General features: G+C 68.6%; 24 protein-coding genes and 1 pseudogene. 14 read left to right on the top strand and 11 right to left on the bottom strand.

All coding sequences use genetic code 11. The features are described from left to right. Both BN10_RS08405 and BN10_RS17315 read right to left on the bottom strand, forming a co-directional pair. Positions 1-537 (bottom strand): annotated as a pseudogene (locus BN10_RS08405) (transposase); the annotation flags it as partial. 83 nt (positions 538-620) lie between these two features. Continuing rightward, a complete protein-coding gene (locus BN10_RS17315; protein WP_198014035.1) occupies positions 621-857 on the bottom strand; it encodes a hypothetical protein in 237 nt (78 codons plus the stop codon). On the opposite strand from BN10_RS17315, the gene BN10_RS18270 reads away from it, so the two are divergent. The 6 genes from BN10_RS18270 to BN10_RS08375 all read left to right on the top strand — a co-directional run bounded on the left by BN10_RS18270 (position 807) and on the right by BN10_RS08375 (position 5,510). Then, positions 807-1,376, top strand: coding sequence for a transposase (locus BN10_RS18270; RefSeq protein ID WP_084310988.1), 570 nt, complete (start codon positions 807-809; stop codon positions 1,374-1,376). The two genes, BN10_RS17315 and BN10_RS18270, sit on opposite strands and share 51 nt — an antisense overlap. Continuing rightward, positions 1,280-1,492, top strand: coding sequence for a hypothetical protein (locus BN10_RS16840; RefSeq protein WP_010850803.1), 213 nt, complete (start codon positions 1,280-1,282; stop codon positions 1,490-1,492). The genes BN10_RS18270 and BN10_RS16840 overlap by 97 nt, the downstream gene beginning before the upstream one ends. A 343-nt stretch (positions 1,493-1,835) precedes the next feature. Next, entirely contained in the window at positions 1,836-2,819 is a 984-nt protein-coding gene (locus BN10_RS08390) for a glycosyltransferase (RefSeq protein WP_010850801.1), read from the top strand. Beyond that, the gene (locus BN10_RS18265; RefSeq protein ID WP_010850799.1) at positions 2,806-3,705 is read left to right on the top strand and encodes a glycosyltransferase family 2 protein; all 900 of its coding nucleotides are present in this window, start codon (positions 2,806-2,808) and stop codon (positions 3,703-3,705) included. The genes BN10_RS08390 and BN10_RS18265 overlap by 14 nt, the downstream gene beginning before the upstream one ends. 291 nt (positions 3,706-3,996) lie before the next feature. After that, positions 3,997-4,203 (top strand): transposase, encoded by a 207-nt coding sequence (locus BN10_RS16835; RefSeq protein WP_156917186.1) that lies wholly within the window; start codon positions 3,997-3,999, stop codon positions 4,201-4,203. Continuing rightward, positions 4,203-5,510 (top strand): IS256 family transposase, encoded by a 1,308-nt coding sequence (locus BN10_RS08375; protein WP_010850797.1) that lies wholly within the window; start codon positions 4,203-4,205, stop codon positions 5,508-5,510. The genes BN10_RS16835 and BN10_RS08375 overlap by 1 nt, the downstream gene beginning before the upstream one ends. 47 nt (positions 5,511-5,557) lie before the next feature. Here the strand turns inward: BN10_RS08375 and BN10_RS08370 are convergent, their stop codons facing one another. The 4 genes from BN10_RS08370 to BN10_RS08355 all read right to left on the bottom strand — a co-directional run bounded on the left by BN10_RS08370 (position 5,558) and on the right by BN10_RS08355 (position 11,709). Next, positions 5,558-6,412 carry a glycosyltransferase family 2 protein gene (locus BN10_RS08370; RefSeq protein ID WP_267878885.1) on the bottom strand — a complete coding sequence of 285 codons (855 nt, stop codon included), beginning with the start codon at positions 6,410-6,412 and terminating at the stop codon, positions 5,558-5,560. Positions 6,413-6,453: 41 nt separating this feature from the next. Continuing rightward, on the bottom strand, positions 6,454-7,599 hold the full coding sequence (locus tag BN10_RS08365; protein ID WP_084310986.1) for a glycosyltransferase family 4 protein: 1,146 nt from the start codon (positions 7,597-7,599) through the stop codon (positions 6,454-6,456). Further along, positions 7,596-9,311: an ABC transporter ATP-binding protein gene (locus BN10_RS08360; RefSeq protein ID WP_040751137.1), complete on the bottom strand. Its 1,716-nt coding sequence runs from the start codon at positions 9,309-9,311 to the stop codon at positions 7,596-7,598. The genes BN10_RS08365 and BN10_RS08360 overlap by 4 nt, the downstream gene beginning before the upstream one ends. A 124-nt stretch (positions 9,312-9,435) precedes the next feature. Then, positions 9,436-11,709, bottom strand: a complete 2,274-nt coding sequence (locus tag BN10_RS08355) for a glycosyltransferase (RefSeq protein WP_010850793.1) — start codon at positions 11,707-11,709, stop codon at positions 9,436-9,438. Between the two features lie 165 nt (positions 11,710-11,874). Between BN10_RS08355 and BN10_RS08350 the strand changes: the two genes are divergently transcribed. From BN10_RS08350 to BN10_RS08335, 4 genes are all read left to right on the top strand, one after another. Beyond that, positions 11,875-13,470 carry a CpsD/CapB family tyrosine-protein kinase gene (locus tag BN10_RS08350; protein ID WP_010850792.1) on the top strand — a complete coding sequence of 532 codons (1,596 nt, stop codon included), beginning with the start codon at positions 11,875-11,877 and terminating at the stop codon, positions 13,468-13,470. Between the two features lie 10 nt (positions 13,471-13,480). Next, complete coding sequence (locus BN10_RS08345; protein ID WP_198014033.1) at positions 13,481-14,869, top strand: hypothetical protein; 1,389 nt, start codon at positions 13,481-13,483, stop codon at positions 14,867-14,869. Beyond that, a complete protein-coding gene (locus tag BN10_RS08340; protein ID WP_233354291.1) occupies positions 14,847-15,704 on the top strand; it encodes a polysaccharide deacetylase family protein in 858 nt (285 codons plus the stop codon). The genes BN10_RS08345 and BN10_RS08340 overlap by 23 nt, the downstream gene beginning before the upstream one ends. Positions 15,705-15,900: 196 nt before the next feature. After that, positions 15,901-16,527 (top strand): glycosyltransferase, encoded by a 627-nt coding sequence (locus BN10_RS08335; protein WP_198014032.1) that lies wholly within the window; start codon positions 15,901-15,903, stop codon positions 16,525-16,527. A 39-nt stretch (positions 16,528-16,566) separates the two neighbouring features. Here BN10_RS08335 and BN10_RS08330 read toward each other — a convergent pair whose 3' ends face one another. Further along, entirely contained in the window at positions 16,567-17,700 is a 1,134-nt protein-coding gene (locus BN10_RS08330; protein ID WP_040751135.1) for a glycosyltransferase, read from the bottom strand. Between the two features lie 100 nt (positions 17,701-17,800). Between BN10_RS08330 and asnB the strand changes: the two genes are divergently transcribed. Together asnB and BN10_RS08320 are read left to right on the top strand one after the other, a co-directional pair. Next, positions 17,801-19,699, top strand: coding sequence for an asparagine synthase (glutamine-hydrolyzing) (gene asnB, locus BN10_RS08325; RefSeq protein WP_051369650.1), 1,899 nt, complete (start codon positions 17,801-17,803; stop codon positions 19,697-19,699). Further along, on the top strand, positions 19,696-20,685 hold the full coding sequence (locus BN10_RS08320; RefSeq protein ID WP_010850785.1) for a GNAT family N-acetyltransferase: 990 nt from the start codon (positions 19,696-19,698) through the stop codon (positions 20,683-20,685). The genes asnB and BN10_RS08320 overlap by 4 nt, the downstream gene beginning before the upstream one ends. On the opposite strand, the gene BN10_RS08315 is transcribed toward BN10_RS08320, so the two are convergent. After that, positions 20,638-21,657: an O-antigen ligase family protein gene (locus tag BN10_RS08315; RefSeq protein WP_010850784.1), complete on the bottom strand. Its 1,020-nt coding sequence runs from the start codon at positions 21,655-21,657 to the stop codon at positions 20,638-20,640. The two genes, BN10_RS08320 and BN10_RS08315, sit on opposite strands and share 48 nt — an antisense overlap. A 3-nt stretch (positions 21,658-21,660) precedes the next feature. Beyond that, positions 21,661-22,605: an NAD-dependent epimerase/dehydratase family protein gene (locus BN10_RS08310; protein ID WP_010850783.1), complete on the bottom strand. Its 945-nt coding sequence runs from the start codon at positions 22,603-22,605 to the stop codon at positions 21,661-21,663. Between the two features lie 152 nt (positions 22,606-22,757). Between BN10_RS08310 and BN10_RS08305 the strand changes: the two genes are divergently transcribed. Beyond that, positions 22,758-23,663, top strand: a complete 906-nt coding sequence (locus tag BN10_RS08305) for a nucleotidyltransferase family protein (protein WP_010850782.1) — start codon at positions 22,758-22,760, stop codon at positions 23,661-23,663. Beyond that, positions 23,660-23,947, top strand: a complete 288-nt coding sequence (locus BN10_RS08300) for a PqqD family protein (RefSeq protein WP_010850781.1) — start codon at positions 23,660-23,662, stop codon at positions 23,945-23,947. The genes BN10_RS08305 and BN10_RS08300 overlap by 4 nt, the downstream gene beginning before the upstream one ends. Positions 23,948-23,959: 12 nt before the next feature. On the opposite strand, the gene BN10_RS08295 is transcribed toward BN10_RS08300, so the two are convergent. Both BN10_RS08295 and BN10_RS08290 read right to left on the bottom strand, forming a co-directional pair. Beyond that, positions 23,960-24,220 carry a hypothetical protein gene (locus tag BN10_RS08295; RefSeq protein WP_010850780.1) on the bottom strand — a complete coding sequence of 87 codons (261 nt, stop codon included), beginning with the start codon at positions 24,218-24,220 and terminating at the stop codon, positions 23,960-23,962. After that, positions 24,217-25,038, bottom strand: coding sequence for a hypothetical protein (locus BN10_RS08290; protein WP_233354290.1), 822 nt, complete (start codon positions 25,036-25,038; stop codon positions 24,217-24,219). The genes BN10_RS08295 and BN10_RS08290 overlap by 4 nt, the downstream gene beginning before the upstream one ends. Between the last annotated feature and the right edge of the window lie 11 nt (positions 25,039-25,049).

Here is a 25,049-nt window from a genome sequence, read left to right as displayed (position 1 = left end):
CGCGGCTGGAGCGCTCGACGAGCGTGTCGATCGCCGAGCGGCCTGTCTCGATGATCAGGTCGCCCTCCCAGTGCCGGGGACGGCGCGGTCCTCAGCCTCTGCGGGACGCTCGCTGAGGACGACATCCGCGGTCACATGACCCTGCGCCTTGTTCCTGGACCGGGCTCGCGGCTCCCGCAGTGCGCGGCCCGTGCGCAGACAGGTCACCAGCTCGCGCTTGAGCCCGCCACGGCCCTGGATGAACAGCGACTGGTAGACCGCCTCGTGGCTGATCCGCATGGACTGATCATCGGGGAAGTCGACCTTCAACCGGTGCGCGATCTGTTCCGGGCTCCACGCCGTGGACCATCGCCGGTCCGCCCGGCGGGGCTTGTTCAGCCCCTTCCACGGAGGCGGCGTCGGACCCGACGCGACCGTGCCGTCACGACGGCGGACGTTCCCTGCGAGCCGGTCCTGCACGTACTCACGCAACCGGTCGTTGGTCACGAGCTTCGAGGTCTTCGGTCGCTTCGCCGCCTGCTGCGCCTTCCACTGAGACTCCCCCCGAATCCGGCGGCTTCAGACCCCAACTCCTACACCCTCGATTGGGATGAGCCGGGAAAGATCGATCGGCTCGACGCCTACCGCGCCGCCCGTTCGGTGCTGTCCGGGGAGGCCACTACCGACCCCAAGGACGCCAGCATCGAACCCTGGCGGGCGCTGACCGTCATGCGCAGCAGGTTGCGTGGCGTCAGATCGGGGCACTGCTGGTCAACGCCCAGGGTCACCTTCGGGACCAGTACCGAGACCTGCCCGACGCCAAACTCATGGCCGCACTGACCAGTACCCGCCCCAAGCAAGTCCGTGACCGTGGTCAAGCGGACACCGTGCATGCGCTGCGTTCGCTGGCCCGCAGGCACCCGTCACCTCGGCGGGGAGCTCGCCGACCTCGAGCAGCGGATGCGGACCCGGGCCACACCGCCAACCCGGCCCTGCTCGCGATCAAGGGCGTCGGCGCCGTGGTCGGCTCCCAGCTGCTGATCACCGCCGGGGACAACCCCGACCGGCTGCGCTCCTCGGCCTCCTTCGCCGCGCTGTGCGGCACCGCGTCGATCCCGGCCAGCTCCGGACGCACCGACCGGCACCGGCTCTCCCGAGGCGGGGACCGACAGGCCAACGCCGCCCTGCACCACGTCGTGAAGAACCGGATGCCAGCGACGAGCGCACCCGCGCCTACCGCGACACCCACCTGGTCAAGGGTTGAACCAAGAAGGCCGTGTAGCGGGCGCTCAAACGTGCCGTGGCCCGCGAAGTCTTCGCCACCCTGGCCGGGCGCTGCACCGTGCCTCACTACACCCACCTACGCCCAGCCCGCAGCGCTAAGAACATCACCCTGACCGCCGTCGCGACAGCCCTTGACGTGTGGCCAGCCCGCGATGGCGAACTCGGGCTCGGCCGACGCCGCGACGACGCCTTCGCCGACCGCTACCGGGGCTGGCTCGGCGCCGCTTGACAACGCATAGGAGCATTCAGACCCCGTCGGGGAACTCGAACTCGGACGACGTCGCGATTACGCGTGGGACTGTCCGCCATCAGTCTCTCGGGGGACGAGCTCGACGAACGTGTTGCCCGGGCGGCACGTTCATGTCAGCCCGAGTGGACCAACGGGCACCAGGCTGTGGTGGGCGATTTCGTCTGCGTTGACTTCGCGGCGGTAGTCTCCGGGGATGTTGTAATCGGAGAAGGGACGCTCGTGGGTGCCAAGGCTACGATCCTGCTGAACCTGTGTAAGGGCGTGACGCCGTGATGAGAAGACCTGTACCCGACGCTGCGGTCGTCAAGGTTACGCCCGGCAGATGACGACGAGCCCTGGAAAGTTGTGGGGGGTCCTCGTGACGTACCGCCGCCCCGAGGCTCTGACTCAAACGCTTGCCGCGATAGGGCGCCAGAATCGGGCGGTGGACGGGCTCGTGGTTGTCGACAACGGCTCGGACTGCCACGCCAGAGCGGCTGCCGCGGCAGTGGGCGCGATGTACATCGACGCCCATGGGAACCAGGGTCCGGCGGGCGGGATTGCGTTGGGTATGCAGCACATCCTCAGGATCGCGGCTGATGAAGACTGGCTGGTTCTGTTCGACGACGATGACCCCCCTCGCACGGACGAAATACTGGAGCAGCTGTGGAACTTCGGCCAAGTGCAGTGTCGGTCCGATTCCCGAACAGGGGCAGTGGGTCTCGTCGGAGCCAGGTATGATGCCCGGCGGGGTGTCACCCGGCGAGTTCGAGATGAGGAGCTGGACGGTCCGGTCCCGGTTGACTACATCGGTGGGGGCCAGTTTCCGATGTTTCGCTGCGTCGCGCTGAAGCGCGCCGGCGTCTTCGATCGACGACTGTTCTTTGGTTTTGATGATCTGGAGCATGGTCTGCGCCTCCGACGTGCTGGCTACTCCTTGTATGCGGACGGAGACCTGTGGCTGGTTGAGCGCCGTCTCAACAAGCGCACAGGGCTGGACAAGTCCAGACTGCGCACGCCGCGTGACGCTGCAGCGTGGCGCCGCTACTACTCGGTCCGGAACACCGGTCTCATCGCGAGGGAGTATGCATCCCCGGCCACGGCAGTGTTCGTGGCACTCGGGGGCGGCGCGAAGGGGGTGATGGCTCTCGTGCGAGCACGGCGGCCAGCCATCGAGTGGGTTATGCCGCTTCGGGGCGCGGTTGACGCTGTCATGGGCCTCAGTGGGAGGCGGGTCGATCCCGGACTCGCTCACAAGACCGGCGGACTGCCCTCAGCGCCATGGTGGTCCGGGTCGAAGAGGGGTTCTAGGCATGGCCTTGGTTGATGTGGTAATTCCAACGCGAAACCGGCTTGAACTGACGACTCAGGCCGTTCGCTCGGTGCAAGCGCAGACATTCTCTGACTGGGCTCTGGTGATCATCGACGACGGAGGAGACGATGGCTCCGGTGAGCGCCTCGCCGAAGTGTTCGCCGGCGATGGCCGAATCCAGGTCATCTCGCGACCCCGGCTGGGACCCGAACGGACGCGCGATTTCGGAGTCCGGGCCGGCTCTTCTCCTTGGGTTGCGCTCCTGGACAGCGACGACCTTTGGCTGCCCACGAAGCTCGAACGACAACTTGCGGCGGTGGACGAGCACGTTGACGTAGTCCTCTGCTGGTACGAGTGGTTCCGGCCGGATGGGTCCGTCCGGACGACCGGGAAGCCAACTGGCGCCGGACGAGTATCTCCGCTGCTGACGGACAACATGAGCACCCCCCTGGTCCGTAGGGACACCTTGGCCAGCATCGGCGGGTTGGGCCACCAGCCTGGTCTCGGTCCGCTAACCGCATGTGAGGGTATCGAGTTCTATGTCAGGCTCCTGACTCGGGCGCACGTGGCAGTAGTGCCCGAGGTCCTAGTGCGATGTCGTGACCATCCCGGCGTGCGAGAATCGGCGAAGTTGTCGGGACCTGAGGGCGCAATCGCTCTGGATGCCGTGGCCTCGTATCATTCGAGCGCGCTGGCTGAGTGGCCCCGCGAGCATTCGCTCCTCTTGGCGCGGGCAGCGGCACGCTATGTGGCGGCCGGGATGACTGGAACCGGTTACCGGCGCTTTCAGTCCGCCTTCCGCATCGCGCCCCCGCGTTGCCGTCCTGCGCTGGTTCGCCGGTACGGTCCCTTTATGGTGAAGGATGTAATGAGCCGGTTGAATCGACGGGTGCGCACGTGAAGCTACTGGAACTGCGTCGTTGGCGCTCAAGTTTTCTCGGTCGGAAATCCATAGGGGTCGGGTCGCTGAATAGTTTGCGGTTGGATTCCGCCTTCATGAGGCGCAGTTCGCTCACGGTTAGGGGACGCGAGAACGAGGTCACCATTGGATCCTCGTCGAGCGTCGTGAACTGCAGAATACTCATACTTGGAAACCACAACTCCATTACCGTCGGGAAGTGGGGGACTGCTGCACGGATAGGTGACAACGACTCTGTGGTGCCGTGGGGTGCCGCAGGAGAGGATGTGCACCATGCCCAAGCCCTATCCGAAGGAGTTCCGACAGAACGTGGTCGAGGTGGCTCACGCTCTTGAGGCAGGGACGACGTTGAAGGAGATCGCGAAGGACTTCGGGATCTCGGAGTCGTGTCTGACGAACTGGATCGCGATCGCGAGACTGTCCGACCAACGGTGTAACTGGCCCAACGCGCTGACGCGGTCAGCGGGAAAGGGTCAGTGATGACCGAAACACTGGTGGGCGTGAGCCCATTGCGAAAGGCAGTCAAGAAGACGCTCACGCCTGATGAGGTGGAGCGCAACGCAGTGCGCGAGCTGGTCAAGGCCGCTCGCGCCAGGGGTGAGGATCTGACTGGCCCGGAGGGGCTGCTCAAGGCGATCACCAAGCAGGTCATCGAGGCCGCCCTTGAGGAGGAGATGACCGAACACGTCGGCTTTGACAAGCACGCTGTCGAAGGGCGCAACGGTGGCAATTCGCGGAACGGGACTCGCGCGAAGACGGTGCTGACGGACAACGCTGGCCCGGTGGAGGTCGAGGTGCCTCGGGACCGGGAGGGCACGTTCGAGCCGGTGATCGTCAAGAAGCGGCAACGCCGGTTGACCGATGTCGACGCGATCGTGTTGTCCCTGTACGCCCGTGGCTTGACCACGGGGGAGATCAGCGCACACTTCGCGGAGATCTACGGCGCGAGCGTCTCGAAGGACACCGTCTCGCGGATCACGGACAAGGTGATCGAGGACATGCAGGCATGGTCGGCTCGACCGTTGCAGGGTGTGTACGCGGCGGTCTTCATCGACGCGATCTACGTCAAGGTCCGTGATGGGCAGGTCGGTAACCAGCCGTTCTACGCGGCTATCGGGGTCGACCTGCACGGTCACCGCGACGTGCTGGGGATCTGGCCGGGGACCGGGGTCGGCGGGGAGAGCGCGAAGTACTGGCTCGCGGTCCTGACCGAGCTGAAGAACCGGGGCGTCGCCGATGTGTTCTTCGTCGTGTGTGACGGCCTCAAAGGGCTCCCGGACTCGGTGGCCACGGTGTTCCCGGCCGCGATCGTTCAGACGTGCATCGTGCACCTGATCCGGGGCACGTTCCGGTACGCCTCCAAGCGGTACTGGGAGGCGATCGCCAAGGACCTCCGCCCGATCTATACCGCGCCGTCGGCGGACGCGGCGTGGGCCAGGTTCGAGGAGTTTGAGGAGAAGTGGGGCAAGGCCTACCCGGCGATCCCGAAGCTGTGGCGGGCCGCGTGGGAACAGTTCATCCCCTTCCTCGCCTACGACGTGGAGATCCGTAAGGTCCTCTGCTCGACGAACGCGATCGAGTCGTTGAACGCCCGCTACCGGCGAGCGGTCAACGCCAAGGGGCACTTCCCCACCGAGCAGGCCGCAATGAAGACGCTCTACTTGGTGACGCGGTCCCTGGACCCCAAGGGCCTGGGGCAGGCACGATGGGTCACCCGGTGGAAGCCGGCACTCAACGCGTTCGCGATCACCTTCGAAGACCGCATGCCCGCGGCCGAGAACCTCTAACCAATGAACGCCAGTTACACCGTTAGTCGGACGGACCCGACGTGACCTCAAGACCGAGGACGTGTCCCAAGGACAGCGAGCAAGAGGCTGCGATAGTTGTGCACGTTCGTCGGTTGTATTCGGATGGCGCTGCCTGCGTGTCGTATTGACTGGCGAGTATCAGCGATCGTCCGCGCTTGCCTGGAGATGATCCGGTGCAGTGAGGCCGCACCTGCTCGGTCGTGAGCCAGTCGCCCGGCGTAGCGATCCAGGAAGACCCTCGCGGAGTCGGCCGGCGCGCTGTCGTATCGCCGAATCCGCTGGGTGGCCGCTTGTCGGTGCAGATCCGCGGCCACTTGCGACGAATACGCGACTGCCCCGGTGTCCCCCGAGGCGATCAGCTCGCACAGGCGCAAACCCAGGTCTAGGTTTTCGGAGTACCTCAGGTGCTCGTCGAAACCGCCGACGGCCATGAACACGTCGCGTCGTACCGCGAACCCGCCCGGATGGATCCTGCTGGCCCTCATGCTCGGGTCGGTCATGGAGAGGTGGCATTCGACGGTCTCGACCGGAATGGTCCCTGACCAGAAGATCACGGGCGCGGTGACGACGACGGTCTCACGGTCAACTACTGATGACCAAGACTCCAAGGCGTCGGGTCGGTACTCGTCGTCATCGTCGAGAAAGGCGACCCACGGGTGCGTGCCGGCTGCTGCCCCACGGTTGCGGGCACCCGAGACCCCGAGCCGCTCCTGCTCGATGACGCGCATCCTGGGGTCGGTGATACCGTGGAGTATTTCGCGCGTTCGTCCTCCCTCCCCGTCTGAGACAACGATGAGTTCGAGTGCGTCATGGCTTTGACCGAGCACGGATTGGACTGCGCGTAGGACCGACTGGCGCCCGTGATGTGTGGGGATGACCACCGTGAACCCCACGCTGTCAGTGTGGGCATCCGCCTCCTGCGTCACGACTTACCCCGAACGGACGCGTTGAAGAACGTGATCATCTGGTCGACGACGGCATCGATTGTGTACAGCGAATCAAAACGGGCCCGGCCGCAGTGCGCACGAGCCGCCGCTGCCTCGCCGTCGTCAAGAACCTGGATGAGCGCTCGGCCGAGCTTGGTTGCGTCCCGCGTAGGAGTCAGCACTCCGGCGCAGGCGTTACCCTCCCCCAGGATCTCCTTCGAGGTGGGTATGTCCGACGCCACGATCGGACACCCCACGGCCAAGGCTTCAATGAGGGCTCCCCCGAACCCTTCGCGCTCGGACGGGAAGCAGAATACATCGGCTGCGGCCAGGAGTGCGTTCACGTCGGCTCGATAGCCGAGGAACCTCACGTCTGCGCCCAAGGACCGGGCCTGGCGCTGGAGATCTGGGGTTGCCCGACCCGGCGGGCCTGCGATAAGCGTCACAGTGTTGGGGTGCCGTGCCAAGACGGCGGGTACTGCGGCCACGAGGTGCTGGAGGCCCTTCGCCGGCTCAACCCGCCCAACGGCCAACACCACCGGGCTCCGCGGGTCAATGGCGAGTTCGCCTCGTATTGCCTCGCGTTGCTCCCTCCTCTGAAAAGGGTACTTCTCTGGGTCGCGCCCACGGGGAATGACGTGGACGAGGTCAGGTGAGATCCCGAGCCTCGGCGGGACGCTCAACGCGATGGCTGATGAGATCGCGTGAAACCGGGTGGACGCCAGCGCTGTCACCGCGTCCAAGGTCCTGGCCGCATGGAGTTTGAGGGTGTTTGCTTCGGAATAGTGCTGAGGGCCGTACGAGTCGCTGACGATGCTCGTCGACACCGGCACGCGATGCAACAGCGCCCCGATTCGCCCCGCAATGTCGGCCTCGAACAGTGTCGTGTGGATGAGATCCGGGCGGACTTCTCGCGCCGTTGCCACCACCGCTCGGACGCTGCCCAGGCGCCCGGGTGCGGTGCGCCTTCGGTGCACCGTCGCCCCAGCGCGCTCAAGATCGGCAGCCAGGTGGAGACTCGTGCCCAGGGAAAGGACGTGAAGGTCCACTCCGCCGGCGACCAGACCGGGCGCCATGTCGGCGAGCGACCTTTCCGCGCCGCCCAGGGCCAGTGAATCGATGACGTAAAGGACCCGCATCATGTCTCGCCACCGTGCGTAATGCCCGCAATGGCCAAGGCGCTCCTGTAGAACTCGCTGTCTTCCTGGAGGCTCTTCGGAGTTCCGAGTGCGGATAGTCTGCCGCCCTCAATGACGAGAATCCGATCGCAGATGTCGAGCGTGGACATTCTGTGCGCAATGATCACGACGGTGATTTGTCCGCGCAACTGGGCAAGAGTGGTTCGGATGAGGGCCTCACTCCGTCCATCCAGCGCGGAGGTGGGCTCGTCCAGCACCAAGAGCTCAGGTTGGCCGACCAGCGCACGAGCAATCGACAGGCGTTGACGCTGCCCGCCCGACAGCTGGCTCCCTCGCTCGCCGAGATGGGTGTCGAAGCCGAGTGGAAGTGACTCTATGTCCGACAACACGTTCGCCTGGCGCGCTGCCACCCGAAGCGCGTTGTCGTCAATGCCGTCGCGGAAGAATCGGATGTTCTCGGACACCGTGCCGGTGATGAGGAGGGCGTCCTGCGCGACGAAGGACACCCGTCGGCTCCACCACGAACGGTCGACATCGCGGAGGTCGGTGCCACCGACGCACATTCTGCCCTTCGTCGGTGAGCGCAGTCCCAAGAGAAGCTGGGCCAAGGTAGACTTGCCGGCCCCGGACGGGCCAATGACACCGACCACTTCTCCTGCGCCGATACCGAAAGTAACCCCGGTGAGCGCTGGTCGCTCGGCCGTATATGCGAACTCGACGTCGTGGGCCTCGAGTGGTGCGACGTGGGCCGGGATGGCTTGGCCACCGTCGGCCCGAGCCGCCTGGTAGCGGGCGATCGTATCTCCTACGTGGTCGAGAAACGGTGCGTTTGATGCGAGCGCACCCCAAGCCGCCGCTAGTTGCTGACCGTAGCTGAGCGACCGAAGCATGAGGAGGATGACAGCCCCGAGGACCGCAAGGTCGTCAAAACCAACGAACGCGAGGACGGCGACGCCCACCAGGACGGCGCCATAGGCCAGAGTCATGTAGATCAAGGGCAGCGCCCCACTGAGGACTTGGACGCGTCGCTGAGTGGCTGTCGTTTCGTTACTCAGTTTGTCGATGCGATCTCCGAAGGGCGCCTGGACGCCGAAGGTCTGCATCTCCTGCCCGAGAGAGCCCAGCTCTGACACTGCATTGGCGAACTGGAGGCCGGCCTGGGCGGACTCACCAGCGCGGTCACGGATCCGTCGCCGCACGGGACTCAGCACGGCACCCACGAGTGCCAGGGCCACGAGCACTGCTGCGGTGGACGCTGCATCGATGGCAAGGCCGGTGGCCAAGAACGCCCCCAGACTCAAGAGCGCGGTGACGGCGCCGGTCAGCGTCGAGACCGCGTTGGAGAGGCGGCCCACGAAGGACGTGAGCAGCTCTTGGAGTCGACCTGCGGGCTCCGCAGCCTGAATCGCCCAAGTGCTGTTCAAGTAGGCGTGGGACAGAAGGCGCCGTTGGTCCCTGGTGACGTCCGCCGTAAGGTGCGCCGAGGTGCGCACGCCAGCCAGGTTGAGACCGAGCCGAACGAGCAACAGCAGAGCGGCGAACATGAGCGCACTGTTGATCGCGAGCGAGTGGCCGACGTACGGCCCCACCGACGACCGCCCGCTCACCATGGCCATAGCCACGCCGGTGAGAATGAAGAGGAACAGTGCCTCCAGCAACGCTCCGATAAAGGACAGGGAAGCGAGCAGCGCAACTTGTCCCTTGTACTCGGACACCAGGCTGCGGAGCGCTGACTGTCCCCGGATGGGTCGTTCGGGGCCAATGCCAAGAATCCTCATGTCACCCTTGCTCGAGACGTGGCCCCCAACACGACGGCCCCCAGGATATGGCGGTGGCACCTCATGCGCGTCCCCCGGCGCCCGGGTCGATGAGCTCGCTGGCCAATGCCCTCCACTGGGTAGCCGTCGCCGTGATCGTGAATCGTTCCCTACAGTGTTCTCGGGCTCGCTCGCCCATGGCGGCACGGAGGCCAGGGTCGTTCAGAAGGGTCTCAACCGGGCTAACCAGCTGAAAAGGGTCATCTGACTCAACGAAGCCGGTCGAGCTTTCAATGACGACGTCAGCCACGCCCGCTGACGCTGTCGAGACCACCGGAACACCGCTCAGCCCGGCCTCGATGAGAACCCCAGGCATCCCCTCGGTCGCTGGGGCGCTGGTCATGACGACGACCGACGCCCTTCGGAGCAGCTGCGGGACATCGGACCGGACTCCAAGCATTCGCACCCCCAGGGCTGCCGAACGTTCTTGTAGTGCCGCGCGCTCGGGTCCGTCGCCGACGATGGCCGCATCGAACGTTGCGGCGAGCGAGCGCAGCACCGCGACGACGTCGAGGAACAGGCCGGGTCGCTTCCCGGCCTCGAGCTGCCCGACAAAGAGGATCATGGGCGGGTCTGCGCGGCTCTCGTCACCCGTGGGGGGATGGTAGGTACGCGGGTCGCGTCCGTTCGGGATCACCGCCAGTTTGGCCCTCGGCACGTCGAGCACGTCGTGCGCCTGCTCTACGATCTCGTTCGACACCCCGACCACACGGGTGGCTCGGCCCGCGAGGAACCGGTAAAGACGCGTTCTCGACGGTCTGGAGAGCTCCGACGTGGACAGGCCCACCTTGTAGTAGACGGTGCGAGCAGGGCCGCCGGTTGCGACGACGTACTTCAGCGGCTCGCCGCCGTGCGCGACCACGACCTCGGCGCGCTCGTCGCGGATGGTGCGGCGGAGGCGCGCGACAGCGACCGGATCGAGCCCCGCCCGGCGCAGCAGGCCGGACCGGACACCGAGCCGGATGTCGGCCCGCAGCGCGGCCTCGGGTGCCTCGAACAGCGACACGGCGAGGTGCCTCTGCTCCGGGTCGCCGGCCAGCGCATCCCGCAACTGGCCCGCATAGACCTGAGCGCCCCTATCTAGGTCCGCGGGGAGCACGTGGAGCACGGTCGTCCTCGGATCGGCGCTCGGGCGAGCGAATCGGCCCGTCGACGTGCCCTTCCGCCGTGCCACCTCTGCATAGGTGTCGAGGGAGACCCGTGCCACCCTGCGCTGGTCGAACTCCGCGAGGGCACGCCGGCGGGCGGCGTCGCCGAGCCGCGCGCGGAGCTCGGGGTCCCCCAGGAGAGCACCGACCGCCCTCGCGAGAGCAGTCCCGTCGTGAGGAGGCACGAGCGTGAGGTGGATGCCGTCGTCGCCCACCTCGCGGCATCCGCGGATATCGGTGAGAACCATGGGCACCCCGCAGGCTGCCGCCTCCATGGCGGCCCGGGAGAAGCCCTCCCGGTGCGAGGCCAGCACGAAGACGTCCAGCGCGGCGTACACCGCAGGCATGTCGGTGCGCTCGTCGACGAACCTGATGCCGGTCGTGTCCGCCTCGCTCGCGCCAGCATCCGTGTCGTCCTCCGGCCCGACCCAGACGAACGTCGCCTCGGCGGACAGCTCCGAGGCGGCGGCGGCGAACTCGACCAAACCCTTCTCACGCACGCGCCGGCCGATGGTTCCCACAAGAAGCTCGCCCTCGGCCACTCCGAGCTCGGCGCGCACTCGTCTGCGGCCCTCGGGGTCGGGTGAGAACCGGTCGAGGTCGACTCCGTTGCCGACCACGCGGTGCCGCCCGCGCTTGAGGGCCGGACGCAGGGTGTCGCGGTCTGCGGCGTTCTGGAACAGCTCGTAGTCCGAGAAGCGTGCCGCCAGCGCTTCCAGTCCATAGACGAAGGCGCGCTTGGCAGCCTTGTCTTCTGGTCGGGCCCACAACCCGTGACACGTGTTGACGACAACCGGGACCTCGGCCAGTCGGCCAGCGATGCGACCCATCACGCCGGTCTTGGGGTTGTGCGTGTGGAGGACATCGAGGTCCAGAGCGCGGATGGTGCGGACGAGCTCGCGAGAGGCCGCGAGGTCCGAGGCGGGCGCCCATGAACGGGTGAGGGTCCGCACCGGGACGTGGGTGACACCAAGCGCTGCGACTCGCTCGACGTAGGGGCCGGGGGCGCTGATGCCGAAGACCTCGTGGCCGGCCTCGACGTCCACGGCCAGTTCGGTGCCGAGCAGGAGCGCCAGGCTCATGTCCACGGTGGTGAGGTGCGCGACCCGGAGCGACCGGGGCGGCGGCCCCTCGGTGTTTGTCGTCACGGCTCGGAATCCTCTCAGGGTCGGGGGCGGACACCAACTCCTCCTCGTTTCAGAAGCAGAACTGCTCACTTATTCGTCGGTTACACTCGGTAGTCGACCAACCACCCACCCCACGGCGGTTCCTTATGCTGCCTCAGGGGTTTTCGACCCGAGCGGGGACCCGGCATGACGCTTCGTGACTACCTGACGATCGCTCGGCGTCGGTGGCCGATCATCGTTGCGTGCGCGCTCGTCGCGGCTGCCGTGACGTGGTTCCTCACCCCCGCCCAGACCGACGAGGCGGAAGTGGCGCCTTCCTACACGGCGACCGCCACCCTGCTCGTCGGGTCCGGCGGGCCCCCTGAGCTGGTATCCATCGACCGTCTCGCCCTCTTCATCAAGACCGGCGAGATCCCCTCCCGCGCCGCCAAGGTCCTGAGCTTCGACGGGGACCCGGCGCTGTTGGCCTCGCAGATCACGGTGACCCCGGACCCGGCCGCAGCTGCCCTCACCATCGCGGCATCGGCGCCAGACGGCGAACGTGCCGCCGCCACCGCCAACGCGTTCGCCGACGAGACGGTGGCCTTCTTCGAGAAGGGCGCCCCCGGTACGGGTGGTGCGGCGGTGTCGGTGCTCCAGGTCGCCACCCCGATCCCGGACCAGATCGGCGGTGGGTTCGTTGTGCCGCCCTCGCGGCCGCTGCGGACGGCGATGGCCGCGTTCATCGGTCTGCTTCTGGGCTTCGCCCTTGCGCTCGTGATCCAGAGGGTCGACTCCCGCCTGCGCACGCGCGACGAGGTGCATGCCGCGCTCCGCCTGCCGATCATCGCCGAGGTCCCGCGTCTGAGCCAGGCGCAGAAGCGCAAGGCGAGCATCATGGTTGCGGCCGACCCGCTCGACCCCTACTCGGACGCCTACCGGGCAGCGCGCACCGCCCTCATGCACACCGTGAGTCGGAAAATGACCGGTGACTACACAGGGCGACGAGCCGCGACCGCGGAGCGAGGCGGCACGGCAACCGGTGCACGCCTCATCCTCGTCACCTCGGCGAACGCGGCGGAGGGCAAGACGACCACCGTGGCCAACCTGGCCGCGAGCTTCGCCGAGACCGGGCAGCGCGTCCTGGTCCTCGATGCCGACCTGCGCTCCCCAGACACCCACAGCCTCTTCGACGTGCCCCAGGGCGCAGGGATCTCCGACTTCATCACCGACCCGGGCGACGTCCCGCTCGAGGCCCTGGTCCGGCCGACGAGCGTGCCCGGGGTGAGGATCATCACCGCAGGAACCCGGCTAACTCACCCGGCGTCGCTCGCGAGTCGGATGGGGCACCTGCTCGAGGAGGTCCGTGGGATGGCCGACGTCGTGATCATCGACTCCGCCCCCCTCCTCGCGGCCAGCGACGTCTTCGACGTCCTGCCGATCGTTGACACCGTGCTGCTCGTCGTGCGCAGCGGTCGGCTCACCGATGTCGCCGCGCACCGGGTCGCCGAGCTCCTCGGACGCTTCCAGGTGCCGATCAGCGGCGTCGTGCTCGTTGGTGCCCGTGGCCGGCGCGCTGACGGCTACGGCTACGGCTACGGCCACGGAGACACCAAGAAGCGCAAGGGCGCGCGATCCGCTCGTGTCGAGGCGGACCGGTCGCTCCGTCCGACGCGGGCAGATGCCTCGACCCAGTTCGCGGGCTCGGAGGATGGTGCGCGGCCGTTCTCCCCGCAGGCTGATGGCGCGCCCGATGACGCGGCGCTCAGCAGGCGTGCTCGCCGCACCTCCTCGTCCGCGTAACCCTTTTCTCGTGTTCTCCACCTCCGTTCGGCCCTGGGCCGTCGGTCTGACCCTGGCAGCGTTCGTCGGCGCGGGCTTCGCGTTCGTCTGGGCGTGGGCGATCGGCCGGCAGTCGTACAACGTGTGGGGGGCCCTGCTCGTCGCGCCGCTATTCATTGCCGTCAACGCTCTGCTCATCTGGCGGGTCGCGGCGCGGGAGCCGAGCCCGTGGTTCGCTCGGCTCATCGGTTTCGCCTTCCTCGCCAAGATGGCCGGCACGATGGTGCGGTACTACGTGGCCTACGTCGTCTACGACGGGGCCTCCGATGCTGAGCGCTACAACCTCGCGGCTGCGTTCCAGTACCGGAGCTGGCGGCAGGGAGCCGTGACGTGGGACCTCGAGACGGCTCGCGGTACCCAGTACATGGAGCTCATCACCACGGCCGTCTACACCGTGATCGGCCCCACCACGCTGGCGGCGTTCATGGTCTACGGGGCCTTCGCGTTCTGGGGGGCGTACCTGCTGTACCGCGCCTTCCGGATCGCGTTGCCGGACGGTGACCACCGGCGCTATGCCCTGCTCGTGTTCCTCCTGCCCTCGATGCTGTACTGGCCGTCCTCCATCGGCAAGGAGTCATGGCTGATGCTCTTCGTCGGCGTGACGGCCCTGGGCGCCGCGAAGTTCTTCGCCGGCCAGCACGGCTCGATGGCGCTGCTCGCGACCGGGGCCGTCGGCACGGCGCTGATCCGTCCGCACATCGCCGTCCTGCTGTTCGCGGCCCTGCTCGTCGCCCAGCTGTTCCGGCCGGCCTCGACCCAGGTGACCGGGATTCTCAACAAGTTCGGTGGCATTTTCGTGATGGGGGCGGCAGCGTGGGTGCTCGCCACCCAATCGGCCGAACTGCTCGGGACGGACGACTTCAGCTGGCAGGCCGTGTCGGAATCCCTCGACATGGCGGGGGCCCGAACGACGGTGGGAGGGTCGGAGTTCACGCCCGTCCCGGTCGAGTCCCCGCTGGGGTTCCCGGCCGCAGCGCTGACCGTGCTTTTTCGGCCGTTTCCGTGGGAGGCAGGTAACGCCCAGATGCTCGTCCAGAGCCTCGAAGGGCTCTTCCTTCTCGCGCTGACGGTGGCGTCGTGGCCGCGGCTGCGCCGCCTTCCCGGCATCCTCCGGTGCAACCCCTATGTGGTGTTCTCCCTCGTGTACACGGGCGCCTTCATCGTCGCGTTCTCGGGTTTTGCCAACTTCGGCATCCTGGCGCGACAGCGGGTGCTGATGCTTCCGTTCTTCCTCGTGCTGCTCGCCCTCCCGGCCGTCCGCAGACGGAACGACCTCGATGATGAGGGGTTCGGGGGCGATGAAGCGGAGTCTGTCCGGCACCAGGAGGTGGCGAGCCTTGGCGGGGTCCGCAGACGCTGAGCGCAGCGACGAGGGCGACCGGGGTGCGCCCCCGGGGAGCGGCCCTCGGGCCCGTCTGAAGTCGGGTCTGGCCGGGATCGGGCGTGACTCGCTCGCTCAGGGTGCGACCCTCCTTATCTACCACCGGGTCGGGGGAGGGACCCGCGACGAGCTCGACCTGCCGGTGCCGGCCTTCGCCCGACAGCTCGAACAGCTCGAGGGGCACGACGTGGTGGCTCTCGACACGGCGCTGGACCGCCTCGACTCGGGCGATAGCAGGCCCAGCGTGGTGCTCACCTTCGACGACGGCTTCGAGGACGTCCACGCACATGCCTGGCCGCTGCTCAGGGAGCGCGGGCTGCCCTTCACCGTCTACCTGGCCTCCGGGTACGTGTCGCAGCCGATGGTGTGGGAGGGGTCTACCGCCAAGGGGTCCACCGGGATGGGCATGTCGTGGGCGCAGCTGGGCGAGATGGTCGACTCGGGCCTGTGCACCGTCGGCAACCACACGCACCTCCATGTCCGCCCGGAGGCCCTGACGGAGGAGGAGGTGGATGCCTGCACCGCCGCCTCAGTGGAGCGGCACCTGGGGGTGAGGCCGAGGCACTTCACCTACCCGTGGGGTGTGCGTGTCGACGAGATGGAGGCGGCCCTCCGGGAGCGGTTCCGCAGCGCCTCCTCCGGCGAGCTCGGGCGCAACGTGCCCGGCACCGAGCGGGTGCGCCTCAAGCGGGTGCCGGTGCGGCAGAGCGACCCCGAGGCGTTCTTCGCCGCGAAGCTCGTGGGCAACCTGGCCCCGGAGCGCGCGTATGCCGGGATCGTGCGCCTGGCCAAGACGGTCGGCCTGCGTGGCTAGGCACGTCAGGGCGGAGCTCGTCAGGATCGGGCGCGGGCCGGCGGGTGCGCCACTGCGGTGGGGGTACACGGCCGTGTCGGAGGTCTTGATCGCTGGTGCGAACGCTGTGGCCCGCCTGCGGAAGCGACCGTCGCGGAAGGTCACCGACCTCACCGTCATCGCCAAGACCTTCGAACGCCCAGCCAACGCCAGACGCATGGTCTCGACCCTACGGCGCGTCTTCGACGGTCCGGTCATCGTCGCGGATGACTCCCGCCACCCCCAGTCGTTCGACGATCCGGGCATCTCGGTCGTCGTCCTCCCCTTCGACACCGGAGTGGCCGCGGGACGGAACGCGGCCCTGGCCGAGGTGTCGACCGAATTCGTGATGTCCGTGGACGACGACTTCGTCTTCACCCCCGAGCTCGACCTGAACCGGGTGGTCGACTACCTTCGCCGCAACCCCGAGGTTGACATCGTGGGGGGCCGGGTCGTCAACTTGCCGCTCTGGCAGTCTCCCGACTACTCCACGGCGCCGCTGTTCGCCTACCGCGGGGAGCCCGTGCGGCCCGCTGACACCGTGATCGACGGCCTTCCGGTCCTCTACAAGGTGCCGCAGTTCTTCGTGGCCCGCACCGACCGCATTCGCCTCGTGCGGTGGGACGGCCGCCTCAAGCGCGTGGACCACAACGACTTCTTCACCCGCGCGTACGGCACCCTCCTGACCGTCTTCGATCGGCAGTTCACCTGCCTGCACGCCCAGCCCAAGTTCAACGCGACCTACCAGGCATTCCGGCGCGACGTCGCCGCCGACCTGTCCTACCTGGGTCAGAAGTGGATGTGAGCACTCGGCCACCAGGCCGTGCTGGTTCGACGACTGCCGTCAGGACCTGACCAGCTCCGCGTAGGCCCGTTGCTGCACCTCGACCGCGGACCGGATGTCGAACACCGTGCTCCGCTCGCGGCCAGCCTCAGCCATCTCGTCCCGCAGCGGTCGGTCCCGCGCCACCGTCACCAGTGCCCTCGCGAGGGCCTCCGGGTCGTGGGGTGGCAGGAGGATCCCCGTCTTCCCGGTCACCACCGCCTCCGGCACCCCCCCGACGGCGGTCGCGACGACTGGAAGACCGGCCGTCATCGCCTCCATGATCGAGACGGGCAGCCCCTCGTGGGCCGACGCGAGGACGAACAGGTCGGATGCCGCCAGCAGATCAGCGACGTCGGTCCGGTAACCCATGAGCATGACGCGATCCCCGAGGCCGAGGCTCTCGTGCAGCTCACGAACCTCATCCTCCAGGGGCCCCTGACCCACGGCGAGGACGACCAGGCTCGGCTCCTCAAGGAGTGCGATCTGGGCGGCGTGCAGCAGGTTGGGGTAGTCCTTCTCGCGACGCAGGTTGGCCACCGTGATGGCCACGACGGCATCCTGCGGGATCCCGAGCTCGCGCCGAACCCGTCCCCGCGTCCCGGCGGGGGGGTGGTCGTCGCCCTGCACGATTCCATGCACCAGGACCGCGGACCCTTGCTGGCGCCGGCGCCACATCGACCTGCGCACCTCGAGCGACACCGCCCAGCGGCGGCGGTCCAAGCCGGCCGTCGTGGCATTCAGGAGTCGGGTGGGCAGCGAGAAGTTGCCCCACACGTTGTGCTCCGTCGACACCGTCACTGGCCGTTCGCGGACCGGGATCGTCCGCGCTGCGAGTCGTGCCACGCCGGCGAGGAGCGGGGAGTGTGCGTGGACGATGTCCACCTCCCGCATCAGGCGGCGCAGGCGCCACGGCCACCACAGCCGACCCTGCCGGCCGCCGCCGAGCAGCGTGGCGGGCACGCCGCAGGCTGTCAGCCGAGGGACAAGCTGGTCCTTGTCCGGCCGAACGTATGCCGCCCGGTAGTCGAACCGGTCATGGTCGGCGACACGAGCCGAGGAGACGAGGAGTTGTTCGGCCCCACCCGGACCCAGTCCCTTGATGAGCCAGAGGACCCGGATCCTCGAGACCAGCGCAACCTCGGACGGGGACATGAGCAGAGTCTTCCGTATCCTCCATTCCGTATACTCAGCGGCCCGGCCCGCCATCAGGGTTGCCCGGACGACGCGAGGGGTAGACAACCAGATGTGCGGTGTGGTCGGGCTCCTGACTCACGGAGGCGGTGACCTGGGAGCGGACCTCGACGCGATGTCAGCAGCCGTCGCGCACCGAGGCCCGGACGATGCCGGACGCTGGCTCGACCCGGATGCCGGCGTCGCCCTCGGCCACCGCCGGCTGGCGATCGTCGACCTCTCGGTGGCGGGACACCAGCCCATGACCTCGGCGGACGGCCGCTGGGTCCTCGTGCTGAACGGCGAGATCTACGACCACGCCGACCATCGTCACCGACTGGAGGGCGACGGCGTCGCGTTTCGCGGGCACTCGGACACAGAAGTCCTCGTCGAGCTGATCGCCCGGAGGGGCCCGGAAGCCGCCGTCGCGGCCGTCGACGGGATGTTCGCGCTGGCCGTCTGGGACCGCCGAGAGCGCGTCCTCGTTCTCGCCCGGGACCGGGTGGGGGAGAAGCCGTTGTACTACGGCCAGGTGGGCGACGCTTTCGCGTTCGCCTCCGAGCTCGGGGCCGTCCGTCAGCTCTCGCACACGAGCACCAGCCCGGACCCGCAGGCCCTGGCTGACTACCTGCGGTACGGCTTCGTCCCGGCACCGCACTCGATCGTCCCGGGGATCGACAAGCTCCCGGCGGGTTGTGTCGTGCGGGTCGCGAGCCCGACGACGGTCTCCGAGCCCGTGCCCTACTGGTCGCTGGCATCGGTGGCCGCCGCCGGTCTCGCCGACCCCCTGGCACTCGACGACCGCGAACTGGTGCAGCTGGCCGACACGGCCCTGCGCGCGTCCGTACGCCGCAGGCTCGAGGCCGACGTGCCAGTCGGGACCTTCCTGTCCGGGGGTGTCGACTCCTCCACGATCGCGGCGCTGGCGCAGGCCGTGAGCACCCAACCGGTGCGCACCTTCACGGTCGCCGTGGGTGGTGAGGGAGACGAGTCGGTGACCGCTGCCGGGGTCGCCCGGCACCTGGGCACCGAGCACACCACGCTGCCCCTGGGCGATCTCGACCCGATCGACCTGGCGTCGCGGGCGGCATCCCTCTATGACGAGCCGTTCGCCGACCCCTCGGGCGTGCCGACCGCCCTGCTCTGCGCGGCGGCCCGCCAACACGTGACGGTCTGCCTCAGCGGCGACGGCGCCGACGAGCTGCTCGGGGGGTACAACCGGTATCGGGTGGCGCACGGAGGGCTCTCCCGGCTGCTCGCCCTGCCGGGTCCGCTGCGTCGCGGTGCGTCCCGCGCGCTGACGACGCCCAGCCCGGTCGGCTGGGACCGGCTGGCCCGAGTCCTCCCCGGCCGCACCCCTGCGATCGGCACGAAGGCCCACAAGCTGGCCGGTGTGCTCGCCGCGGACGACCACATGGCCGCCTACGCGGTGCTGGCCACCAGGTGGGACCCCGCGACGCTGATGACGAATCCACCGCCCCCATCAGCGACGGCCGTGCCGGGCCTGGACGCAGCCCTGCCCCTGGACCGGATGCTGCTGGCCGACCAGGAGCGCACCCTGCCCGACGACATGCTCGTCAAGGTGGATCGCGCGAGCATGGCGGTCGCGCTCGAGGTGCGCGTGCCCTTCCTTGACCACAGGTTCGTCGAGCTGACCTGGCGGATGCCGGAGCGCGCCAAGGTGCGCGACGGCCACGGGAAGTGGGTGGTCCGGCAGGTGCTGGGCCAGTACGTGCCCCACGAGCTCTGGGACCGACCCAAGATGGGCTTCGACCCGCCCGTGGCCGACTGGCTGCGCGGGCCGCTGCGGGAGTGGTCACACGACCTGCTGGCCCCGGACCGCTTGCGACGGCAGGGCCTGCTCCGTCCCGAACCGATCGCCCGGGCGCTGGCGGAGCACGACTCGGGCGCTCGCAACCACGACTACGCGCTCTGGACGGTGCTCATGCTGCAGACCTGGCTGGACGGAGCCACACCATGACGCCCCCCGTGCCCACCAAGCCCCTCGACCTCGAGCTGCGTGCGGCCCACCCGGCCGACGAGCCGGCCGTCCTGCGCCTGATGCGGGCCTCGCTGGGCTGGCGCGACGAGGACCCGAACGAGGAGTTCTTCCGCTGGAAGCACTACGACAACGCCTTCGGGGTGTCTCCCGCATGGGTGGCGGTACACCGGGGCTCGGTGGTTGGCTACCGGACGTTCCTGCGCTGGAGGTTCCTCGACGACGCGGGTCGCGAGGTGCGCGCGGTGAGGGCCGTCGACACGGCGACCGACCCCGCATACCAAGGTCAGGGCATTTTCCGCAGGCTCACCCTTCGTGGGGTGGCCGAGCTGACCCTTGCGGGTGACGGGCTCGTCTTCAATACCCCCAATGACCAGAGCCGTCCGGGATACCTCAAGATGGGCTGGAGCCTGGCCCGGCGGCTCCCGGTGGGGGTGCTGCCCGCAAAGCCCCGGTCTCTCGCGCCGATGATCGCCTCGCGGGTTCCCGCGGACCTGTGGTCTCAGGTGACATCCGCCGGGCTCGACGCGGGGGAGGCCCTTGCCGACGGTGCGGTCGCCGCAGCACTGCTGGAGCACGCGCCCACGAAGGGGTTCCGCACGCACCGCACGCCCGAGTACATGGCCTGGCGCACGTCCTTCGCGCCGCTGCACTACCGACTGCTGCTCGCATCGCCCCACGACCCTGCCGAGGGTGGCCTCGTCTTCCGGCTCCGTCGGCGTGGGTATGCCGTGGAGGCTGCGGTCGTCGAGCAGCTGGTCCCCGACCGCCGCACGGGGATCGCTCTGGTGCGCCGGATGCTCACGATGACCGGCGCGGACTACGCGATCGGGCTGCGTTCTGGCCCTTCGGCAGGCCTGCTCCCGCTGCCGGGACAGGGGCCGCTGCTGACGACGCGCCCGCTCGCGGCATCCCCTCCGTCACCCCGGGACTGGACCCTCACCCTCGGGGACGTCGAGCTCTTTTGACCGGTTCTCGCCGGCCCAGCCGAGGGTGATCCCTGCTGCGAGGACGACGACCGTGTACTCGAGCAGGTGGTCGCTGAGCGAGTGCACGATCAGCGCCGTCCATGCGGCAGCCCCGAGGACCGCATAGGGCGCCCGGCCCCGGGCAGCCCAGAGTAGACCGCCGACGACGATCAGGCCGAAGAGGGCGGCGCCGATCAGGCCTGTCTCGGCGCCGACCTGGAGCAGTGAGGAGTGGGCAGACGCAGTGTCAGGGTCGCCGCCGAGGGTGCTGTACTCCGCCAGTGAACCGGGTCCGCCACCGGTGAACGGGTGGGTTGCCCACAGCGACAGCGCGTCGTTCCACAGGGACTGCCGGGCCGGGTCCAGAGCCTGCAGGACCCGCGGCGGCCACTGGTCCCGAGCAGCGAGGTGGACGACCGCGCCTGCAGACAAGACGATCGACAGCGATCCCACGAGAACGGCCCCCCCGGCACGAGCCGCCGGCCGCCAGAGCATGCGGGCGATCGCCACGAGCAGGGGTACGGACACCGCGAACGCGGCCTTCGACGCGTTCGCCGCGATGACCGCGAGAGCACCCGCCACGGTAAGCCAGAGGAGGACGCGTCGTACACGGTCGGACCCGAGCATCGCCAACCCGGCGAGGCCGATGACCTGCACCGCCACAGCGGCGTTCGCGTTCGCGTAGGCGGTGGGCCGTTTGGCAGGGCCCTCGGTCAAGATCACAGAGAGGAAGAGCACCGTCGTCACGACGACGAGGCTGGCCACGACCACATCGCTTCGCAGCCGGGTGGCCACGAGTTGGCCAAGCGCCACGCCGGCGACCAGGACGATCGGTGAGAGGACGTACGAGGAGGTGAGCGACGGCATCCGGTCGGCGAGGAGTGCGGAGACCCATGTCCACCCCACCCAGAGGCCCAGCAGGGCCAGGGCTGCGCGCTCCGACCGCCCGACCCTGTCGAGGAGCCTCCGCATCGACTATGCCCGGTACTCGGGCAAGGTCCGGAACCAGTCGACGGTCTGCTCCAGGCCTTCGCGCAGGGGTACGGGCTCGACGTCGGGGAAGTGGTGGCGGAGCCGTGCGTTGTCTGCCTGCGAGTCGCGCACGTCGCCGGTGCGCGGCTCCACGTGCTCGACCTGCGGCGCGAAGCCGAGGACGTCCGAGAGTTCGCCCACGAGGGCGTTGAGCGTCGTGCGCGTGCCGAAGGCGAGGTTCACCGGTTCGAGGTCGGTGACCCTACGAGTGACGGCGTCGGCGATGACACGGGTGACGGTGCCGACGTAGGTGAAGTCGCGGGTCTGCTCACCGTCACCGTGGATCGTCAGGGGCATGCCACGCAGTGCGGCGTCAACGAAAGCCGGGATCACGGCGGCATACGCGTGGCCCGCGGACTGCAGCGGGCCGTAGACATTGAAGAAGCGAAAGGCCAAGGTGGGCAGGCCATAGGAATGGCCGAACGACATCGCGTAGGCCTCTGTGGCCTGCTTGCTCACGGCGTAGGGGGAGATCGGGGCCGTGCGCATGCCCTCGCGCTTGGGCAGCTCGCGGTTCGCGCCGTAGACCGATGACGACGACGCGACGACGACGTGCAGGTCGCCGGCGCGTCGGGCGGCCTGGAGCACCTCAAGGGTTCCGGTGGCGTTGGCGTGGTGCGAGGCGACGGGGTCGAGCACCGAGCGGGGGACGGAGGGAAGCGCCGCGAGGTGCACCACGGCATCCGCGCCGTCGCACGCGGCGTCGAGCGCGTCGGGGTCGAGGATCGTCCCCTCGAGGAGCCGAATGCCGGTGCCCTCGAGATTGGCGCGGAAGCCTGTGGACAGGTCGTCGAGCGCGATGACCTCGTCGACGTCAGGGCGTGAGAGCAGCTCGCGGCCGAGGTTGGAGCCGATGAAGCCGGCACCCCCGGTGACGACGACCTTCACGTGCGGTTCCCCCAAGTCGAGGCGGTGGTGCGCCCTCTCGGGCCGGACGCCCGCACGCTATCACCGGCTGTCCGGGGCCCTTGTGGGTGTAGGGAGCACACGCGCGCAAGTCGTTGCGCGGCAGATACTGTCGTGGCGTGGACACGATATCCATGCCTACCTCCGTGAGCATCCGCTTCACCCACGCCGCGCTCCAAGCGATTGCCGAGGACAACGACATCGACCTGCTTCACATCAAGGGGCCAACTGTCGATGAGCGACTCCTGGCGGTGGTTTCCGCAGGTGACCAGCTCTGCGGTGCGCCGGGGACCGTGGCGCGTCAGAGCGTCGACGCCGACGTGCTCGTCCGCCCGGCCCACGTCGACCGACTGTTCGAGGTGATGCACCGACACGGATGGACGACCGCGTACCACTTCGCGGACGGTTCGGCCTTCGAGCACGCCGCCACCCTGACCCATCCGGTCCTGTCGCCGGCCGACGTCCATCGGCGCTTCCCCGGCATCGGGATCGACGCCTCCACGGCGTTCGAACGCCTGTGGGCGGAGCGGCACACGGTCCCCATCGCCGGCACGCCGTGCCCGGTGCCGTCCTTGAGGGCTCAACGCCTCCTCCTCATCGTGCACGCAGCACGGGGAGGGGCGCTCGACCACTCCGACATTCAGAGGAGCTGGCACTTCGGCACGGAGGAGGAGCGGGCGGCTGTGCAACAGCTCGCGGACGACCTCGGCGCCGAGGTTGCTCTGGCCGCTGGCACCGGGCGGCTGGAGGAGTACCACGGCATGCGTGGGTACGAGCTCTGGAAGGCGCTCTCCACGAACGAGCGGTCGCACGTGCGGATCTGGGTGGCTCGCGTGAGGTCGGAAGCGACAGTTGTCGGCGCGCTGCGGACGGCGATCCGCCTGATCCTGCCCAACCCGCGCCGTCTGCACACCACCTTGGGCAGGAGGCCCACTGCTCGGGAGATGGCGCGGGCCTACGCGCAGCGAGCTCGCTGGGGTCTGGGAGAGGTCGCCCAGCTGGTCCGCTCGACGAGCCTCGGGCGCCGAGGCCGCCGATGACGGTGTACCGCATCCCGAAGGGCGTGGCGTTCGTCGTGCCGGACGGCGAGCCAGATCCGCCAGGCGTCGTGTTCCTGATGCACGTCCCGGACGGCCTTCCCCAGGTGCTGCAGAACTCGGCGGCCTGGATCTGGCTGTCTGCCGTGGAGGGGGAGCCGGACGTGGCGGATGCCGTCGCCCACCTCGTCGGACGGGCCAAGCACGAGGTGGCCGCGGACGTCGAGGTATTCCTCGCCGATCTCGTGGGTCGGGGCCTGCTGGAGGAGGAGCCGTCGGTCCCATGACGTCGCCAACGGCTATGGATCGCTCCTCAGCACGCCGTGCCGGAGCAGCTCCGTCACGGCGTGGCCGGTGGCGTCCATGGACGTCGACCCCTCGGGCGCGCCGAAATGCGCCTCCAGCTCACGCGCCAGCCGTTCGACCTCGACCATCTCCTCGGTGAGGTCGTAGATCGCCGCGCTCAGCTCACTGAGCCGCACGGCCATCCCGTCCACGAGCAACGCGGTCTCCCCGTCGCGCACGAGCAGGTCGTCGGCCGGAACCCGTTGCACCCTCATGATCGACCTGCCAGGAGCGCACTGAGGTAATCCTCGATCTCCGACGCCTCGGCGTACCGGACGCGCAGCACCGGCCCAGACGCCTCGAGGAGGTCAGCGAGACGGTGTAACGGCCGGTCGAGCCACGACAGGGAGGACGTCTGCTCCACCACGGCGAAGAGCGCGTCCATGACGGAGAGCTCCTCCGTCTCGACCGACGTCCCCAGCTCGGGGTCCCGGTCCAGGACGATGATCCGTGCAACCTGGGGCGCGATGGGGGCGGGCAGGAGGCCGAGGCCGTCGGGGGACAGCTCGTCCTTGAGGTGCGGAGCGTCCGGCCGTCGCACCGACAGTGGTTTGGGGTACGGGTGGATGGCGCCGTCGTCGGCGATGCCCACCGTCTCGTCGGTGAGGTAGCCGAACCGCTGTCCGAGCAGCCGGCTCAGCGTGGTCTTGCCGGTGCCGCCCGGAGCCACGTAGACGAGGCTGGCCCCGGTCTCCGGGTGGCTGACCGCACCTGCGTGCAGCATCAGCAGCCGTCCGGCCTGTCCGGCGATGAGCGTGCGAGTGATCTCTTGAGTCGTGCGCATGAGCTGGTGCGCGAGGCGACCCGGGTCGTCGAGGTGCGCGTCGAGGTGCAGGGCGTCCGATGGTCCGCAGTCGCCGCCGCCGTTGGAGAGGCAGCGAGACCACGATGCCGTCATGGCGGATGCGAGGACGTCGGCGGAATCCCCGATGCACCTCACCTCGAGGTGCCTGCCGAGTGCGCGCAGCCGCAGGATGTGGCTCACGAGGTTCGAGGTCTCCCGCGTGGATGGGGTCCGGGTCCGGATGGGCATGGTGCTGATGG

The organism is Phycicoccus elongatus Lp2 (genome assembly GCF_000367525.1).
GTDB lineage: Bacteria > Actinomycetota > Actinomycetes > Actinomycetales > Dermatophilaceae > Phycicoccus_A > Phycicoccus_A elongatus.
Note: the sequence above shows the minus strand (reverse complement) of the source record. Positions and strands in the feature narration are given on the sequence as shown.

Bases quoted from the DNA above. Each gene is read 5' to 3' on its own strand.
- BN10_RS08320 (WP_010850785.1), top strand. From the start codon at position 19,696: ATGACGCCCCCCGTGCCCACCAAGCCCCTCGACCTCGAGCTGCGTGCG.
- BN10_RS08305 (WP_010850782.1), top strand. From the start codon at position 22,758: ATGCCTACCTCCGTGAGCATCCGCTTCACCCACGCCGCGCTCCAAGCG.
- BN10_RS08290 (WP_233354290.1), bottom strand. From the start codon at position 25,038: ATGCCCATCCGGACCCGGACCCCATCCACGCGGGAGACCTCGAACCTC.
- BN10_RS08390 (WP_010850801.1), top strand. From the start codon at position 1,836: ATGACGACGAGCCCTGGAAAGTTGTGGGGGGTCCTCGTGACGTACCGC.
- BN10_RS08365 (WP_084310986.1), bottom strand. From the start codon at position 7,599: ATGATGCGGGTCCTTTACGTCATCGATTCACTGGCCCTGGGCGGCGCG.
- BN10_RS08350 (WP_010850792.1), top strand. From the start codon at position 11,875: ATGACGCTTCGTGACTACCTGACGATCGCTCGGCGTCGGTGGCCGATC.
- BN10_RS08315 (WP_010850784.1), bottom strand. From the start codon at position 21,657: ATGCGGAGGCTCCTCGACAGGGTCGGGCGGTCGGAGCGCGCAGCCCTG.
- BN10_RS08375 (WP_010850797.1), top strand. From the start codon at position 4,203: ATGACCGAAACACTGGTGGGCGTGAGCCCATTGCGAAAGGCAGTCAAG.
- BN10_RS18265 (WP_010850799.1), top strand. From the start codon at position 2,806: ATGGCCTTGGTTGATGTGGTAATTCCAACGCGAAACCGGCTTGAACTG.
- BN10_RS08300 (WP_010850781.1), top strand. From the start codon at position 23,660: ATGACGGTGTACCGCATCCCGAAGGGCGTGGCGTTCGTCGTGCCGGAC.
- BN10_RS16835 (WP_156917186.1), top strand. From the start codon at position 3,997: ATGCCCAAGCCCTATCCGAAGGAGTTCCGACAGAACGTGGTCGAGGTG.
- BN10_RS18270 (WP_084310988.1), top strand. From the start codon at position 807: ATGGCCGCACTGACCAGTACCCGCCCCAAGCAAGTCCGTGACCGTGGT.
- BN10_RS08335 (WP_198014032.1), top strand. From the start codon at position 15,901: ATGGTCTCGACCCTACGGCGCGTCTTCGACGGTCCGGTCATCGTCGCG.
- BN10_RS08295 (WP_010850780.1), bottom strand. From the start codon at position 24,220: ATGAGGGTGCAACGGGTTCCGGCCGACGACCTGCTCGTGCGCGACGGG.
- BN10_RS08330 (WP_040751135.1), bottom strand. From the start codon at position 17,700: ATGTCCCCGTCCGAGGTTGCGCTGGTCTCGAGGATCCGGGTCCTCTGG.